9 protein-coding genes are annotated in these 13477 nt (G+C 67.8%); all 9 read right to left on the bottom strand.

The genetic code is table 11. From position 1 onward, the window contains the following. A complete protein-coding gene (locus tag ACHAA3_RS15600) occupies window positions 1-1941 on the bottom strand; it encodes a hydantoinase B/oxoprolinase family protein (protein WP_435709990.1) in 1941 nt (646 codons plus the stop codon). After that, on the bottom strand, window positions 1938-4052 hold the full coding sequence (locus tag ACHAA3_RS15595) for a hydantoinase/oxoprolinase family protein (protein WP_435709989.1): 2115 nt from the start codon (window positions 4050-4052) through the stop codon (window positions 1938-1940). The genes ACHAA3_RS15600 and ACHAA3_RS15595 overlap by 4 nt, the downstream gene beginning before the upstream one ends. Before the next feature lie 130 nt (window positions 4053-4182). Beyond that, window positions 4183-5601, bottom strand: coding sequence for an amidase (locus tag ACHAA3_RS15590; protein ID WP_435709987.1), 1419 nt, complete (start codon window positions 5599-5601; stop codon window positions 4183-4185). A gap of 9 nt (window positions 5602-5610) precedes the next feature. Beyond that, window positions 5611-6246, bottom strand: coding sequence for an SRPBCC family protein (locus tag ACHAA3_RS15585; protein WP_435709986.1), 636 nt, complete (start codon window positions 6244-6246; stop codon window positions 5611-5613). Then, window positions 6243-8660, bottom strand: coding sequence for an aerobic carbon-monoxide dehydrogenase large subunit (gene cutA / locus ACHAA3_RS15580; RefSeq protein WP_435709985.1), 2418 nt, complete (start codon window positions 8658-8660; stop codon window positions 6243-6245). The genes ACHAA3_RS15585 and cutA overlap by 4 nt, the downstream gene beginning before the upstream one ends. Further along, window positions 8657-9304, bottom strand: coding sequence for a (2Fe-2S)-binding protein (locus tag ACHAA3_RS15575; protein WP_435709984.1), 648 nt, complete (start codon window positions 9302-9304; stop codon window positions 8657-8659). Before ACHAA3_RS15575 ends, cutA begins: the two co-directional genes overlap by 4 nt. 14 nt (window positions 9305-9318) lie before the next feature. Then, window positions 9319-10203 carry an FAD binding domain-containing protein gene (locus tag ACHAA3_RS15570; protein WP_435709983.1) on the bottom strand — a complete coding sequence of 295 codons (885 nt, stop codon included), beginning with the start codon at window positions 10201-10203 and terminating at the stop codon, window positions 9319-9321. After that, a complete protein-coding gene (locus ACHAA3_RS15565; protein ID WP_435709982.1) occupies window positions 10200-11576 on the bottom strand; it encodes a uracil-xanthine permease family protein in 1377 nt (458 codons plus the stop codon). Before ACHAA3_RS15565 ends, ACHAA3_RS15570 begins: the two co-directional genes overlap by 4 nt. Before the next feature lie 156 nt (window positions 11577-11732). After that, window positions 11733-13457, bottom strand: coding sequence for a PucR family transcriptional regulator (locus ACHAA3_RS15560; RefSeq protein WP_435709980.1), 1725 nt, complete (start codon window positions 13455-13457; stop codon window positions 11733-11735). Between the last annotated feature and the right edge of the window lie 20 nt (window positions 13458-13477).

The raw sequence follows: 13477 nt of genomic DNA, 5'->3' as shown, positions 1-13477 counted from the left end.
TCAGATCCAGTCGACCTCGGCCGAGACCGCGCCACCGCTGAGCCTGGCGTAACCGGGCCCGCGATCGAAGAACGCGCTCTCCTCCCGCTCGCCGCGCAGGCGCTCTCGCGTCGCGGCGGTGGCGGACTCGTCATGGGCGAGGTCATCCGTGTCGGCGCTCCCGGTCAGCTCGACCCCGTAGTCGGCCAGCGCGGACTCGACCGAGACCTTGCCCCACACGACGTCGCGCACCACCGATCCTGGTTCGCGGTCGAGTGGGTCGCCCCAGCCGCCGCCGCCGGTCGTGCGGATGCGGATCGTCTCGCCGGCCTGGACCAGCTCGGCATCGGCAAGCGCGTCGACCTGACGTTCCTCGGGGGTGCCCGGGTTGATGACGACGTCGAAGGGCTGTCCGGCCTTGCCGCCCTTGACGCCCCAGCAGGCGAGGATCGAGCGATCGGCGATCGACATGAAGTGCGCATCCTTGAGCATGCGGATGTGCTTCTCATAGCCCAGCCCGCCGCGGAACTGACCGGCTCCGCCGGAGTCCGTGGCGAGACCGAGTCGCTCGACGATGAACGGGAACCGTGACTCGGTGAACTCGGTCGGCAGGTTGCGTGAGTCGGGAACGACGTGGATGGTGTCCTCGCCGTCGGCGTAGTAGCGGCCACCGGCGCCGCCACCGAGCACCTCGCGCATCAGGTAGGGGCGACCTTCCATGTCCTCGCCGTAGACCCCGGTGTAGCGGATCGTCTCCTGATCGGCGGGCATCCGGCCGTCGACAGCCTTCGCGATGACGCCGGCGAGCACACCGAGCAGGCGCAGGATGACGAAGGTTCGCGCGTTGGTCGGAGCCGGGAAGATCGGTGTGAGCAGGGTGCCCTTGGGCGGGAACCGCATCTCGATCAGCGGCACGATGCCCTCGTTGACGTCGAGCTCGGCCATGCGTTCGGGCGTCTCGGCGAGATTGCGCAGGATCGGGGCCAGCCACTTCTTGAGGAAGACGCCGTCGGAGTAGTCGCCGCAGTGGTTGATCGGCCCCTTGGCCTGGGGCGAGGTGCCGGCGAAGTCGAGGATCAGACGCTCGCCGCCCTCGTCCTCGGCCGAGGTCCGGGTCAAGGTGATGCGCTGGGTGTGCAGCCGCGGGTCGTCGACGCCGTCGTGCTCGGCATAGTCCTCCCAGACCCAGCTCCCGACCGGGATCTGGCTCAGGATCTCGCGCCGGTAGGTCTGCGTGGTGCGGTCGATGATGGCGTCGAAGCACGACTCGACGACCTCGCGGCCGTAGCGGTCGAACAGCTCTCCGAGGCGGCGGGCGCCCATCAGGCACGCTGAGCACTCGGCATCGAGGTCGGCCGCGAGGGCGTCGGGCATGCGCGAGTTGCGGGTCATGATCGCCAGCGCCGACCGCACGGGCTTGCCGGCGTCCCACAGCTTGATCGGGGGAACCATCAGGCCTTCTTCGAACACCGACGTGGCGTTGCTGGGCATCGAGCCCGGGACGGCGCCGCCGATGTCGTCGTGGTGGCCGAATGCCTGCACGAAGGCGACGACCTCGGGCTTGCCCGTGGACTCGTCGGTGTGGAAGACCGGCACCGTGACGCACAGGTCGGGCAGGTGCCCGATGCCACCCTCGGACTGGTAGACGTCGTTGTGGAAGAACACGTCGCCGGGCACCATCTCCTCGAGGGGGAAGTCCCGGGCGATCGGGTGCACCAGGGCGCTGTAGGAACGACCGGTGAGCTTGCGCATCAGACGGTCGTGGATGCCAGCGCGGAAGTCGTGGGCGTCGCGGATCATGGGGGAGCGCGAGGTCCTGGCGATGGCGGTCTCCACCTCCATCTCGACCGAGGCGAGGCTGCCCTGGACGATCTCGACGAGGATCGGATCGGCGGAAGCCCCGGCGTCGTCGGTCAGCGTGCCGAAGGGGAACTGGGTGGGGGCGGTCTGTGAGGCGGTCATCGAGTGACTCCTTCGCGAGTGACGATGATGTTGAGGAAGTTGTCGATCGTGGCGACGAAGCCGGGGTGGACTGGCACGGTGGAGCCGAACTCCTCGATGATCACCGGACCGGTGATCACGGTGCCGGCGGCCAGGTCGGGGCGCCAGTGGATCGGGGTGTCGACGACTCCGACGCCCGGATCGAAGCAGACCGCACGATGACTGGTCGGCGTAGGGGCGCCGGCCTCTGCGCCGCTGACTGCGCCGTCTTCTGGGGCCGAGGACACGAAGGCCGGGCGGGTGATGGGCCCGATGCCCGAGACCCGCAGGTTGACCCACTCGACCTGCTGGGTGGGGTCCTCGGCGAAGTCGTAGCCGTAGAGCGCACGGTGCTCGGCGTGGAACAGGTCCGCGGCGGCATCGACCAGCTCCTGGGTGACAGCACCCTCGTCCACCGGGACCCGGACCTCGAAGGCCTGGCCGAAGTAGCGAAGATCGGCCGTACGCACGAACCGGTGCTGATCAGAGGTGAAGCCCTCCTTGTCGAGCGCTTCACGGGCACGGTCGGTGAGCTCGTCGAAGTAGGCGTGCAACGACCCGACCTCGATGTTCTCGTGCAGCGTCACGTGGGTCTGCACGTAGTCGTTCTTGACGTCGACGGTCAGCAGGCCGAAGGCCGAGACATTGCCGGGGTTCGGCGGCACCAGGACGGTCGGGATGTCCAAGATGTCCATCAGTCGGCACAGCAGCAGCGACCCGGAACCGCCGAAGGTGGTCAGGGTGAAGTCGCGGACGTCCAGACCTCGCTTGACGGTGATCTGGCGCAGCGCATTGGCCTGGTTCCACGCGGAGATCTCGAGGACCCCCATGGCGCACTCGGCCGGGGTCAGCCCGAGCCGTGCAGCCAGCTCGACGACACCGGCCTCGGCGGCCTCGGCGTCGAGGCCGATCTCTCCTCCGAGCAGGTGAGCAGGGATGCGACCCAGCATGACGTGGGCATCGGTGATGGTGACGTCGGTGCCGCCCTTGGCGTAACAGATCGGGCCCGGGTCGGCTCCCGCCGACGCGGGGCCGACCTTGAGGCCGTCCTCGGGGGACAACCAAGCGATCGATCCGCCGCCGGCTCCCACGGTCACGACGTCGATCATCGGGATCTTGCTGGGGTAGACGCCGACCGTTCCCTCGGTGGTGAGGGTGGGCTCGCCGTCGATCACGACGGAGACGTCGGTCGACGTGCCACCACCGTCACAGGTCAGGACGCGATCGAACCCGGCGTTCTGGGCGATCAGCGCAGCACCCAGGGCGCCGGCGGCCGGCCCCGAGAGCACGGTGGTGATGGGCTGCTTGACCACCTCGTCGGCGCTGAGCACACCGCCGTTGGACTTCATCACGTAGAACGGGATGCTGCGCTCTCCGTCGCTGGCGGTGAAGGCATCGAGTCGAGACTTGATGTTGTCGATGTAGCGCGAGACGCTGGGCTTGACCGACGCATCGACCAGGGTCGTCATGGAGCGTTCGTACTCGCGGTACTCGCGCAGCACCTCTGAGGACACCGAGACGATGGCCTCGGGGTGCTCCTCGGTCAAGATCTCGCGCATCCGCTGCTCGTGCACGGGATTGGCGTACGAGTGCAGCAGGCACACGCCGAGGGTGTTGACGCCCTGGGCCTTGAACCACCGGGCGACCGTGCGGGCCTGGTCCTCGTCGAACGGGCGGATCTCGTTGCCGTGGAAGTCCAGGCGGCCGACGACCGTCTTGACCAGGTCGCGGGGCACGATCCGGTTGGGCTTGACCCAGAAGTAGGAGTTTCCGTAACCGTCGGGAACCGACTGCCGCGCGATCTCCAGGACGGACTCGTAGCCGTCGTTGGTGATGAATCCGACCCGGTCCACCTTGCCCTCGAGCAGCTGGTTGGTGGCGACGGTCGTGCCGTGGCTCACCGCGCTGATGGCATCACCGCTGTCCGGCGGAAGGCCGACCTGCTCCAGCACCTTGTTGACGCCGGCCATGAAGCCATCGGCCGGATTGCTGGGGGTGGACGGCGTCTTCGTCGTGAAGATCTCGCCGCTGCCCTCGTCAAAGGCGACGACATCGGTGAATGTTCCGCCGGTGTCGATTCCGATGCGGATCATGCGTGGACGGTGGGTGGTGCCTGGTTCGGAGCGCATGGGTCAATTCCATCCCGATCGGCTGTTGCCTGCCACGGCCAACATTGCTGCTGATCGCGGTTTTTGTTGTAAATGTTTTACAGTTCGATCGTGCCTAAAGTGACGGGCGGCGAGCCCCCACCTGCCCGGTGAGCTGTTCGAAGGCCGCCGCGACCTCGAGCAACTGACGATCGTGATTGGGTGCGGCGACGATCTGGATGCCGACAGGCCACCCCTCCGGCGTGAAGCCGGCTGGGATGGAGATCGACGGGCAGCCGGTCGACGTGATGAAGTACGCCGATCGCATCCAGTCCAGGTAGGTGTCCTGGACCCGGCCGTTGATCGCGAGTGGGTACTCCTGGTCCGCGCTGAACGGCGGCACCTGGCTGACCGGCATGACCAGCACGTCATGGTCGAGGAAGAACACCCGCATGCGCTCGCCGAGAGCCGTGCGCTGGGCGTAGGCGCGAGCCACGTCGGCTCCCGACAACGACTCGCCGGCCCGGATGTTGTCGGCCAGGGAGTCCTTGAACTTCTCGGGCTGATCGGCGAGCAGCTGGCCGAACGTCGACTGGAAGCCCCAGGCGCGCAGCGTGCGGAACGCGCTCTCGGCCTCGGTCAGATCGGGGGAGGAGTCGGTGACGGTGGCGCCGGCACCGACGAAGACCTCGCGCTGCGACTCGAGCACGGCGGTGACGCTGTGCTCGACCTCGAAGGCTCCGTCCAGGTCGTGGGAGAAGGCGACCCGGAGGCCGCGCAGGCCGCCCTCGGGTGACAGCGGCTCGGCGAACGTCGAACCGGGGGTGTCGCGGGCCCACGGGGTCGCGGGCGACGGGCCGGCCATGACCGACAGCAGCAGGGCCAGGTCGTCGACGGTGCGGGCCATCGGGCCCTGGACGGAGTTGCACTCCCAGGCGTTGGGGATCGGCCACTGCGGGACCCGGCCGAGGCTGGGGCGCAGCCCCACGACGTTGCAGAACGAGGCGGGGTTGCGCAACGAGCCGCCCATGTCGCTGCCGTCGGCGAGCGGCACCATGCCGCTGGCCAGCGCCGCGGCGGCGCCTCCGCTGGATCCACCGGCCGAACGTGTCTGGTCGTACGGATTGACGGTGGTGCCGAAGATCGGGTTGAAGGTGTGCGATCCGGCTGCCCACTCCGGCACGTTCGTCTTGCCGATCGTGACGGCGCCCGCGCCGCGGATGCGCGACACGCTGAGCTCGTCGGCCTCGGGGACGTGGTTCTCGCGCAGCGGGGATCCCGATGTCGAGCGCCAGCCGCCCACCTGATGGGTGTCCTTGAACGCGAAGGGCAGGCCGTGCAGCGCGCCCACGTCGTCGCCGCGGACGAGAGCTTCGTCAGCGGCGAGGGCGCCCGCGCGGGCGCGGTCCTCGTCGAGGCTGACGATCGCATTGATCGCCGGATTGGTCTGGGCGATCCGCGCCAGGTGCAGGTCCATCAGCTCACGCGCCGAGATCGTCTTGTCCCGCACTGCTGCGAGCATGGTGCGGGCCGAGGTGAAGCAGTCGATGCTCATCGTGGCCGCTCAGCCGCGCCGACGGCCGGCGAGGGCACCAGCGGCGACCCCGACCAGGACGAGCGCAGCACCGACCGCGACACCCTTGATGAACTCCTCGGGCGAGGCCGGGCCGGTGGCACGGGTCGGTGCCACGAAGCTCTGGCCCGGGGTGGACGTTGCCGACTCGGAGTCCGCTGACGTGACCGGCGCGGGTGCGGTCTCGACGCCGGACAGCACGTCGTTGACCGAGCTGAAGAAGGTCCCGGCCATGCGCTTGCTGACCGAGGTGAGCATGCGCTGACCCACTCCGCCGACCATCCCGCCAACCACGGCGTCGGCGTCGTACGTCAGCTTCGTCGTGCCGTCACCGAGGTCGGCGAATCCGACGCGGACGTCGACACCGATCGTGCCGGGGGCGCCGGAGCCCTCGGCACGCATCAACAGGGACTCGTTCACGTGGAGGTCGCTGAGCGTGCACACGCCTGCATAGGTGCCCTTGATCGAGGCGACACCGGCGGTGACGGTCATGGCGTACGCGTTCTCCCCGGTCGACTCCAGCCGCTCACATCCGGGAATGGTCCGGACGAGGACTGCGGGGTCGAGAATGGCGTCCCAGACGCGTTCGACAGGTGCGTTGAGCACGGCTTCGCCGGCGATCTTCACGAGGTTGCTCCTTGGTGGGCCCCTTGGTGGGCCCCTTGGTTGGCATGGTGGAGTCGGAGGTCGTAGAGCTCCGACGGTGAGATGGGCATGCTGGTGATGGCGAAGCCCTCGGCATCCTCGATCGCCGAGGCGATCGCGGCGGACCCGGGGATGACACCCGCCTCGCCGGCACCCTTGAGGCCGAGCGGGTTCAGCGGCGACGGCGTCTCCTGGTGGTCCAGCTCGATGCCCGCGGGAACTTCGGACACGTAGGGCATCAGGAAGTCCATGAACGAGGCGTTGAGCAGCTGGCCGTGCTCGTCGTAGACCATCTTCTCGTACAGCGCACCGCCCACTCCCTGGGCGACGCCGCCGTGCACCTGGCCGTCGACGATCTGCGGGTTGATCAGCGTTCCGCAGTCGTGGACGACCGCGTAGCGCAAGATCTTGATCTCAGCGGTCTGCGGATCGGTCTCCACGATGACGGCGTGGATGCCGCTCGCGAACGTGCTGCGCGGCGGTGAGTAGAACTCCTTGCCCTCCAGACCGGGCTCCTCGCCCTGGGCGATCGGGATCTTGCCTGGATCGCCGACAGCAAACTGCGTCGCGGCCTTGGAGGCCTCGTCGAAGGCGTATCGCAGCGGATTGGACAGCACGGCGATGGTCCCGAGCGAGATGTTGCTGGTCGGTGCGCCCTTGACGCTGACGATGCCGTCGGCGATCTCCAGATCCTCGATGTTGGCCTCGAGGGCATCGGCAGCGAGGTGCAGAGCCTTCTGGCGCACCTTGCGGGTGGCCAGAGCGATGGCCGAGCCACCCATGACCGCTGATCGGGAGGCGAACGTGCCGACGGAGTACGGCGAGCGGCGGGTGTCGCCGGTCACGACCTCGATGTCGGACATCGCGACGCCGAGCTCGTCGGAGACGATCTGGGCGAATGCGGTCGCATGGCCCTGGCCCTGGGTGGTCAGTCCGGTCGAGACCTTGACCTTGCCACTGGTCTCGATGTGGACGTGGCCACCTTCGTAGGGGCCGACGCCGGTGCCCTCGACGTAACAGGCGATGCCGATGCCGACCTGGCGTCCCTCGGCCCGCGCCTCGGCCCGTGTCTTCTCGAAGTCGTCCCAGTCGATCAGCTTGCGCGCCTTGGCGGCGAGCCCGGGATAGTCGCCGGAGTCGTAGACCAGGGGTCGTCCGTCCTGGAAGGTCAGCTCCCCCTGGGCGTACGGAAAGTCCTCCGGCTGGATGAAGTTGGCCTCGCGCACCTCGAGGCGGTCCTTGCCGAGGTGGGCGGCGATGGCATCCATCGTGCGTTCCATCGCGTAGACGCCCTGGGGTCGACCGGCACCTCGGTACGGCGTCACGATCACGGTGTTGGTGTAGAGGCTGTCGAAGGTGACCGAGTAGTTCGGCGGCTTGTACGGTCCGAGCAGCTGGGTCGAGGTGATGATCGGGACGATCAGTCCATACGGCGTGTACGCGCCGTTGTCGTGCCAGAACTCGACGGCCAGCCCGGACATCACGCCGTCGTCGTCGAAGCCGACCTCGACGTGCTGCATCTGGGCCCGCTCGTGAGCTGAGGAGATGAAGTGCTCGCGCCGGTCCTCGATGAACTTGACGGGTCGGTCCAGCAGCCGGGCGGCCAACGGCACCAGCAGCTCTTCGGGCCACGGATGCATGATCTTCGCGCCGAATCCGCCGCCGACATCGGGGGTCATGACGTCGACCTGCACCAAGTCGAGCTCGAGCTTGTGGGCGATGGCTGCCCGCACGCCCGACGAGGTCTGCGTGGAGCTCCAGACCTGCAGGCGGCTCGAGTCGTGGTCCCAGCGGGCGACTGTTCCACGACCCTCCATCGGCATCGAGGCGCTGCGCTCGATGACCAGATCCAGGCTCAGCGAGTGCGGTGCCGCAGCGATGGCCTGGGCGGCGTCGCCGAACGACTGCTCCACGTGCGCGGCGACATTGCCGGGAACGTCGGCATGAACCAGCTGCTGGGCGGCGCGGGCGTTCTCGATGCCGACGACCGGTGGCAGGAACTCGTACTGCACCTGGATCCGTGCGACCGCGTCCTCGGCGATGTAGCGGTTGTCCGCGACGACGAAGGCGATCGCCTCGCCCACGTGGTTGACCTCGTCTTTCGCCAGGGCGTACTGCGTGCGTCCGTGGGTGAGGTCGGGGTGGGGGATCAGCAGCGGGAGCGGGTCGGCCATCGGACCGGTCAGGTCGTCGTAGGTGAGCACGGCGTGCACACCTACGATGTCGAGCACCGCCTCGACGTCGATGTCGATGATGCGGGCGTGGGCGTGCGGGCTGCGCAGCACCGCGGCCTCGAGGGCGCCGGACATCAGGTCGTCGGAGTACCGACCCAGTCCGCGAAGGAATCGGTCGTCCTCGACGCGAGCGATGCGCTCGCCGAACATCGTCGTGGTCATGAGTGCTCGCCATCGATCGAGGTGTCCTGCTCGACGGCCTCGACCATCGCGTCGGATGCTCCGAGAGCGTCGAGTGCCTCCTCGACGTCGGACGAGCTGTCCGTGTCGGCCTGGGAGGCTGACGCGCTGCCGGAGGAACCGGCATCTCCGCGGGTGATCTCAGCGGCCCGACTCACGGCCGAGACGATGTTCTGGTACCCGGTGCAGCGACACAGGTTGCCGCCGATCATCTCGCGCGCCTCGTCGACCGTCGGGTCGGGATTGTCCCGCAGACCGGCGGTGATGGTCGTGAGGAATCCCGGCGTGCAGAAGCCGCACTGCAGACCGTGGCACTCCTTGAAGGCCTGCTGGACCGGACCGAGGCTCCCGTCGGGACGGGTGAGCCCCTCGACCGTGGTGATCTCGTAGTCGGCTGCCGAGACTGCGAACATCAGGCACGAGCGCATCGGTTCGCCGTCGATGAGGATCGTGCAGGCACCGCAGACCCCGTGCTCGCAGCCGACGTGCGTTCCGGTCAGACCGACGTCGTGGCGCAGCGCGTCACTGAGCAACCGGCGCGGCGGCACGTCGATGTGGTGCGAGACGCCATTGATGCGCAGGCGCACGGAGTGGGTGGGTTCGACGGAGGATTCGCTGATGGTCACGGAGAATTCCTGTTCTAGCGATGAGTCGTGTGGCGGCGAGCGATGCACGCCTGGTGGGCCTGGGTGATGACGCGACCGGTGAGGGTGCGGATCAGCTGGGCCCGGTACTGAGCACTTGCGTGGATGTCTGTCTCGGGATCGAGCGAGGCGACCGCGAGCTCACCGGCCGCGGCCAGCGCCGCGTCGGTGATCTCGCCGTCGGCGAAGGCCTCGGTCAGGTCGACGACGGTCGGCACTTCACATACCGACAGGTAGCCCGCCCGGACGCTGGCCAGTGCGCCGGCCTCGTCGGAGGTCACGATGACGGCGACGCCACACAACGCGTAGTCGCCGTGCCGCCGCGCCACCTCGTCGTAGGCCGTGCCTGCATTCGGTGCGAGCGCGGGGATGAACGCCTCGGTGGCGATCTCACCGTGCTCGAGGGCCGACTGCATGGGCCCGACGTACAGGTCCTCGGCTGCGATCTCGCGCGTCCCGGTGGTCGAGGCGACCGTGACAGAGCCACCGAGCAGCGCCAGGACCACCGGCATCTCGGCCGATGCGTCCGCGTGCACGATCGAGCCGAGCGTGGTCCCTCGATTGCGGATGGTGGGGTGTGCGACGAGGCTGAGGCCCTGGTGGATCAAGGGCTGGACCCGACGGGCCTCGGTGTGGGCGAGCAGCTCGGAGTGACGGACCGTGGCCCCGAACCGGACGCCGCTGGCGTCGGTCCGGATGTGCGACAGCTCGCTGATCCCGTTGATGTCGATGAGCTCGGACACGGTCATCAGGCGCATCGACAACAACGGGATCAAGCTCTGTCCTCCGGCGAGGATCTTCGCCTCGGGCTCGGCCGCGTAAGCGGCCAGGGCCTCGTCGAGCGATGTCGGACGCCGGAAGTCAAAGGGAGCAGGTTTCACGAAAGATTCCTTGAGATGGTGGGCCCTCCGGCGAGATCGTCCTCGCGGAAGTTGACCAGGTGGTAGAGCACGACGAGCAGGATCGTGCCGAACGCGATGCCGCTGAGCACGAAGTCGTCGGTGATCTGCAGGCTCACGTCGCCGATGCCGACGATCAGACCAGCGGCCAGCGGGATCATGTTGACCGGGTTGCCGAAGTCGACGCGGTTGTCGACCCAGATCTTCGCGCCGATCAGCCCGATCATGCCGTACAGGACGACGGTGATCCCGCCCAGGACGCCGCCGGGGATCGCCGCGATCAGGACGCCGAACTTGGGACACAGGCCCAGCACGACGGCGAAGGCAGCGGCGAAGTAGTAGGCGGCGGTCGAATAGATCCGGGTGGCAGACATGACGCCGATGTTCTCGGCGTAGGTGGTGGTCGGCGCGCCGCCGAACAGGCTGGCGAACGCCGTGGCCACACCATCGGCACCGAGCGCGCGACCCATGTACGGGTCGAGGTCGTCTCCGGTCATGTCCGCGACCGCGCGCACGTGGCCGGTGTTCTCCGCGATCAGGGCGATGACACCCGGCAGGACGAGCAGGATGAAGGTCAGCGAGAAGCTGGGGCCATGCACCGCAGAGACGCCGTCAGCGAGCTCTCCGCTGGGAAGACCGAACCAGGCGGCGTCGCCGAGGCCGGCCAGGCTGATGCGGTCGTGGGCGATGGCCTCACCGTTGCTGGTCGGGGTCACCGAGGTGATCTGGCCGAACACCGAGTCGGCGAACCACGAGAGGAGGTAACCGAAGACAAGAGCAAGAGCGATCGCGATGCGGGACCAGAAGCCGCGGGCCAGAACGGCGACCATGACCAGGAAGATGGTCGTGAGCAGGGCGATCCACTGATCTTGCGGCCAGTAGATGTCGGCCACGACCGGGGCCAGGTTGAAGCCGATCAGCATGACCACGCCGCCGGTGACGGCGGGCGGGAGCAGCTTCTTGAGCATGCCCGCGCCGGCGAAGTGCACCAGCACGCCGACGACGGCCAGCACCAGGCCGGCCACCAGGATCGCGCCAGTGACGTCGGCGGAGTCGCCGCCCTGCGCGCGGATGGCACCGACACTGGCCACGAACGCGGCGCTCGTGCCCAGGTAGCTGGGGACCTTGTTCTTCACGATCAGCAGGAACAGGATCGTGCACAGGCCGGAGAACAAGATCGCCAGGTTGGGGTCCAGGCCCATCACGATCGGGAACACGAAGGTGGCACCGAACATCGCCACGACGTGCTGCGCGCCAATGCCCGCAGTGCGTCCCCAGCTCATGCGTTCAAGCGGCCCGACCGCCTCGCCAGGTGGCGGCGTCTTGCCGTCGTGCACCACTGTCCAGCTGAACATCGACATGTCATTGCCCTTCGATCGTTGTTGCCCCGTGGCGTCCGACTGTAGTGTGCGCTGGCGCACATCTCGTCGTTTACTTTTGCCAAGGGAACGCCCGGCTCTATGTCAATGATGTGCCGGCCGAGGGTCAGATCGGACCCTCTCGCCCTGACGTCAGCGGCGAAGATCTCCGACTTCCAGAGCCACCGCGATGTTCAGACGTAGATTCGGATCGGTGGTGAAGGTACCGAGCATGCGTTCGAGCTTGTTGATGCGGTAGCGCATCGTGTTGTAGTGGAAGAACTGGATCCTGGAGGCCTCGGCGACGTTGAGATTGCAGTCCAGCAGGACGCGCAGCGTCGTGCGCAGCTCGAGGGACTCCGCGCTGTTGTCAGCGAGCTCGCCCAGGATGTCGTGGGCGAAGGCGGTCAGCTCGTGCGGGTCGGGCACCAGCCCCATCAGGCGGTGGATGCCCAGGTCGTTGAAGTGTGTCGTGCTGCCGCCACCGTTGACGCGTCGACCGACCTCGACGGCCCGGCGAGACTGCCCGTAGGCGGCCGGGAGGTCGTCCAGGCTGCGGACGACTCGACTGACGCCGACGGTGAAGGGGCGTCGCCCGCCTCCTCTGTCGCCAGCCACGGCGGTGATCAGCCGCTTCAGGGTCTGTCGCACGTCCGCCTGGGCGTGGTCGTCAGAGTCGTCGAAGGACTCGGGCACCGGCAACAGCGTCACGACCTCTGCGGAGAAGTCAGCCGTCGGTACGCGCCGGTCGTGCGCATGGAGGACCTGACGCCACGCGGTGAAGAACCGCCGCTGCCACTCCCGCTTGGTCGGACCCGACACGGCTGTCTCTGAGGACGCAGCGTCGTCGATCTCGGCGGAGACGACCACCGCAGGCAGCTTGAAGCTCCAGTCCAGTCCCTCGGCATGTTCGAGCACGTACTCGTTGTCGCCTGCGCGCCCGCCGAACACGTCGCGCAGGAAGTCGCCGCGATACTTGCTCTCGACCACATTCACGGCCTGCTGTCGAGTGATCAGCAGCGCGGCAACGGTGGCTGCTCGTTCCAGCGCGTGAACGTCGTCAGAGGAGATGACGTCGGCGGGACTGAAGCACACCAGTCGGGCCAGGTCGTTGCCACCGGCCACGATGGGCCTGAGCAGGATCTGCCCGTCCCCGATGGGAGTGCTCTCGGTGGGGACGCGTTCGACTCTGAGCCGGCCGTCGGGGGAGAACAGATCGGCTGCCACGAGCGCATCGTGCATCTGCTCGGTGGCGGCCTCGGCCTGCACGCGTCCGTCGGTCGAGGTGAGCAGGACGCCGACGGACAGCACGCGGGCGACCTCGGCCGCGATCTGCTCGAGATCGCCACCCTCGAGGACGAGTCGTGCCAGAGCCTCGTGCAGGGCGTCGATCCGTTCCAGGACGGCGGCCTGCGCGTTGTAGAGCCGGTGGTGCGCCTGCTGCAGCAGATCGTCGAAGGCGACCTGGGGCGGGAGGCCGAGCAGAGGGAAGTCCAGCTGGTCGGCGAGAGCCAGTACGTCGGCCGGGATCTCTTCGAGGTACCGACCGATCTTGACTCCCAGCCCCGTGATCTGGCGACCCGCCAGATCACGCACCAGGTCCAGCAGGGCCGAGTTCTGCTCGGTCGAGGTGCCGGTCGAGGACGAGAGCGGGTAGCCGGTCGTGACCAGCAGCTCTTGCGGCTTGACCCAGTCGACGACATCGGGCACTTCCATGACGTTGATCCGCGAGACCCTGGCGTCGAGGCCGGCGGCGCCGGCCAGGACGGTGGTTCCGGCGAGGCAGGGGATCTGGATGATCTCGCGCAGCGTCACCCACGGACTGCCGTCTGTGATATCTGGTGCCTTGGCGACGACATTGTTAGCACTACTTGACATCGATTGATCGTAGCAGTGCG

The organism is Aeromicrobium sp. CF3.5, assembly GCF_051262695.1.
GTDB lineage: Bacteria > Actinomycetota > Actinomycetes > Propionibacteriales > Nocardioidaceae > Aeromicrobium.
Note: the sequence above shows the minus strand (reverse complement) of the source record. Positions and strands in the feature narration are given on the sequence as shown.

Coding starts and splice junctions, on each gene's coding strand:
- ACHAA3_RS15600 (WP_435709990.1), bottom strand. CDS start 1,941: ATGACCGCCTCACAGACCGCCCCCACCCAGTTCCCCTTCGGCACGCTG.
- ACHAA3_RS15595 (WP_435709989.1), bottom strand. CDS start 4,052: ATGATCCGCATCGGAATCGACACCGGCGGAACATTCACCGATGTCGTC.
- ACHAA3_RS15590 (WP_435709987.1), bottom strand. CDS start 5,601: ATGAGCATCGACTGCTTCACCTCGGCCCGCACCATGCTCGCAGCAGTG.
- cutA (WP_435709985.1), bottom strand. CDS start 8,660: ATGACCACGACGATGTTCGGCGAGCGCATCGCTCGCGTCGAGGACGAC.
- ACHAA3_RS15565 (WP_435709982.1), bottom strand. CDS start 11,576: ATGTTCAGCTGGACAGTGGTGCACGACGGCAAGACGCCGCCACCTGGC.
- ACHAA3_RS15560 (WP_435709980.1), bottom strand. CDS start 13,457: ATGTCAAGTAGTGCTAACAATGTCGTCGCCAAGGCACCAGATATCACA.